This window comes from Armatimonadota bacterium (genome assembly GCA_020354555.1).
In the GTDB taxonomy this organism is placed as follows: Bacteria; Armatimonadota; Hebobacteria.
The window spans coordinates 2,847,120-2,850,526 of sequence record CP070648.1; the positions used below are offsets into that span (position 1 = coordinate 2,847,120).

Consider the following 3,407-nt stretch of genomic DNA (forward strand, 5'->3'; position numbering starts at 1 on the left):
CGCATTGGAACACCTTGCCGTGCTCGCGCCTGATGCTCTCGGCCTACAGGTCTGGCGAACCTGGCGCCGAGAGATGCCGTTCCTCACTTCCCTGCACCGCCGCCGCCATGTAGTCCTGCGCTCGGTTCACCCAACCATCACGCCGGTGAATTTCGCGACGCTCGTCACCGGTGCGACGCCCGGCGTGCACCAAGTGGCCACCAAGCACGACACCATTGCCTGCGAGAGCTTGTTCGACATCGTGCGCGCGGCAGGGCGAACCAGCCTTGGCGCAGGCCAACCCGGAGCCACCGGCGGAGAGTTCCTGGCTCGCCACGCGGAGCTCTCCGGACGCGTCGATGAGCGCAGCGATAACGCCGTGACCGAGCGGGTCCTATCACTGGTCGAGGCGCACCGGCCGTGCTTCGTCATCGCGCAGCTCCTCGAGACGGACACGGTCTTCCACCGCGTCGGCCCCTCGTCGCCGGAAGCCGAGACGGTCGTGCGCGCCACCGACCAACGACTCCGCCAACTCGTGGCGGCGCTTACGGCCCACGACTACGGCGTCATCGTCCTGGCGGACCACGGACAGCACGATGTCCCCGATGCCGCGGAGGGCGAGCATCGCGGCACGCACGGCACCGAATCGGATGAGGACAGCTTAGTTCCCTGCACGTGGACGCCTTGACGTCGTCGCACGACGCGCCCGTGATTGCCTCCTTATTGTACGGCGCGGCCGTCGTGCGCTCACCCCCCTCGGTGTCTGCGGTACGGCGCCTGTGCCATGTCGGCTTCCCCAGCGAACAGGGCATCTCCCCGCTTGTTGCGGCGTCGCGACTGCAGACAAGGATACCCCCGCCGAGCGCGGAATCGCAGCACAGCAGGTGTGCCGTTCGTCGGTCCAACAAGGCGCCGCGTAACAATCGGCTTGCTCGCGGCGTCTAATTAACCGGGAAACTGACGGCGGCGTTGACCGGGGGATAGTTGCGATGGGCCGCGAGGCGATGCGCTCTCCGCTTGCTCAAGTGAACGCGGAGACCCAGCCTTTCGTGTGCGCTATGCATGCGCGCGAGGGGGATGACGGATGTTTCTGGCGCCCCAGGCTCTGAACGCCTACGTTGCAGTCCGGCCTCCCGACTATGCGGAGGAGCGCTCCGGCGACTCCCTGGTCGTGTGGGCTGACCCGCCTTACTGGATGGTTGTCGATCCAGAGTTCCTCGACCTGCTCCAGGAGTTGGGCGGCGAGCGTACGCTTCGCCAGGTGGTTGAAACACGCCCCGCGTGGCAAGGCACCCGTCGTGACATTGCGCGGCAGATCGGCAACCTGCTGGCGGCGGGAGTGGCGGCCGACGCCGCAGGCCACGAGGCGCGCAGCGGCCAACAAGATGCGCCTGACGCGAGGATCGAGAACATCGCCGTCAACATCACGCGCCAGTGCAACCTGCGATGCCACTTCTGTTACAACCTCCATGCGCTGACGTTTGACGACGACACGGAGCTTGCCGCAGAGGAGATCGTCAAGTTCCTCGACGCAGCGCGGCCGTTTGTCAGTCGCAGGCCTTCGCTCACAGTGCTCGGCGGTGAGCCGCTGCTATGTCCGGATAAGCTGCTCGCGGTGTGCCGGCATGCCGCACGTCATGGATTCGAGACGCTGGTCTCGACGAACGGCATTCTCGTCAGCGAGGACTTCGCGCGGGCCGCCCGCCGCATTGGGCTGCAGGTGCAGGTATCGCTTGACGGTCACCGCGCTGAGCTGAACGATGCCCTGCGGGGCGCGGGTACGTTCGACCGGATCGTGCGCGGGATCACCACGCTCGTGCGTCACCGCGTGCACACCATCGTGAGCATGGTATGTCACCGCGACAACCTTGCGTACCTGGAACCGTTTTACGGATTCGCCGCAGCCCTCGGTGTGGCCGAGGCGCGTTTCATTCCCTTGAAACGCATCGGAGGAGCCCTCAGCGGCAGGTTGGATCCAGTCAGGATTAACGACCTGATGCGGGCGGCATTCGCGACCTTCGAGCGCGAGCCGCGATACCTGCCGTTGACCGGCCGTGACGCCTTTTCGATCCTCGCCAACACGTGCCAATACTCGTCGCGCAGGCCGTCCTGCGGCACGGGGCTGCAGACTGTGCTGCTGGATGCGGACGGCCGTCTCTACCCCTGTCCCAACACCAACGTGCCCGAGTTCGCCATTGCGAGCATCCGGGATCCGGATTTCGAATTCGCGGAGGTTTGGCAGGAGTCACCCGTCCTTCAGAGACACCGCCAGCTCACCGACATCTCCCGCATGAACGAGACGTGCTCGGTGTGCGTCGTGCGTCACTGGTGTCTCGGCGGATGTCGCGGAGAGACCCTCGCGACGACCGGCGATCTCACCGCCCCGGCGCCGAATTGCCTGGAGCTGCGCGAGGCCACGATGGAGATGTTCTGGATCCTTGCCCGGCACCCGCATATCGTAGGGCCGGCGACCCGCGTCTGCGGCTAGCAAAGGAGACCGCGGTGAAAGTTGTCGCCCACAGCGTCGTGAGTGCTCACGTGCCCTACCTGCACCTAGGATACATCTCGGCATCGACGGCCAACACGATTGAGGACGGACTGACGGCCATCACTCGCGGATCAGTGCTCCTGATTGCCTGCGTCGGATTGGCCATCATCGTCCGGATTGTCACCAGGCCCTTGCTCACGTTGCTCGTAAGGGCGGCGGTCTATCTGCGTCACATGCCGGAGCGATGCGGGCAGCGATACCCGGTCGCCCGAAGGCTGGAGTCGGTCGGGGAGCGGCTGCATCGCGTCGAAGCCAGCCGCGGGCGCCGCCGTCCGTTCATCCGCGGCCACCGTTCGGCGTAGTATCAGCGCCGTCGGGGCACCGGCTTCCCTCAATGCGGTGCGGGCGGAGCACGGTCGGACGTGCCTCGCGCTGCACGCAATCGCCTCTCGTCACTGCCGGTCGAGCATCCTTGCTCGACCCGCTTCTGCGTCGCCGTCATACCTCGATAGCCAAGACGCGATCGGGAGGAGGTCGTCGGAATGAGCCGGTTTCGGCGGCATGGTCTAGGTCGCCAGGGGCGGTGTGTGCCACGTGGTCGGAGTCGTCCGGCCAGAACCTAGCTAGCCCCGAATCTTCACGTCCAAGTGCCGTTGCCGCTCTACGTCACGAAAGTGCGTTCTGGAGAATGCGGCGGTGACGGACCAGCCATGCGGCTGCGCGTGCCCGCCAGGCTAGCGCCCATAGCGGGTTGAAGCCGAGCACATCGAGCTTGAGGGCAGTCGTGTCCGGAGTGATCCTGGCTTCGTCGGCTTGCTCTGCGGTGTCGTGGACGACGAACTCAATGATCCGGTCTACGAAACCCCGGCGTTGACTCGCCGACAGGCCGTACGCATCCACGATCGCGCGGAGCTGCTGGGCGCGCTCTTCGAGCGGGGGC

4 protein-coding genes are annotated in these 3,407 nt (G+C 65.9%); 3 read left to right on the forward strand and 1 reads right to left on the reverse strand.

What is annotated here, in order from left to right:
- The 3 genes from JSV65_11675 to JSV65_11685 form a co-directional block, all read left to right on the forward strand.
- Positions 1 to 667: alkaline phosphatase family protein (locus tag JSV65_11675; protein ID UCH33231.1), on the forward strand; the 667-nt coding region annotated here is incomplete at its 5' end.
- 396 nt (positions 668 to 1,063) lie between these two features.
- On the forward strand, positions 1,064 to 2,467 hold the full coding sequence (locus JSV65_11680; GenBank protein ID UCH33232.1) for a radical SAM protein: 1,404 nt from the start codon (positions 1,064 to 1,066) through the stop codon (positions 2,465 to 2,467).
- A gap of 14 nt (positions 2,468 to 2,481) precedes the next feature.
- Entirely contained in the window at positions 2,482 to 2,829 is a 348-nt protein-coding gene (locus JSV65_11685) for a hypothetical protein (GenBank protein ID UCH33233.1), read from the forward strand.
- Positions 2,830 to 3,133: 304 nt separating this feature from the next.
- Here the strand turns inward: JSV65_11685 and JSV65_11690 are convergent.
- Positions 3,134 to 3,407, reverse strand: a 274-nt coding sequence (locus JSV65_11690) for an aminoglycoside phosphotransferase family protein (GenBank protein UCH33234.1), incomplete at its 5' end; no start/stop codon positions are given.

Coding starts and splice junctions, on each gene's coding strand:
- JSV65_11680 (UCH33232.1), top strand. CDS start 1,064: ATGTTTCTGGCGCCCCAGGCTCTGAACGCCTACGTTGCAGTCCGGCCT.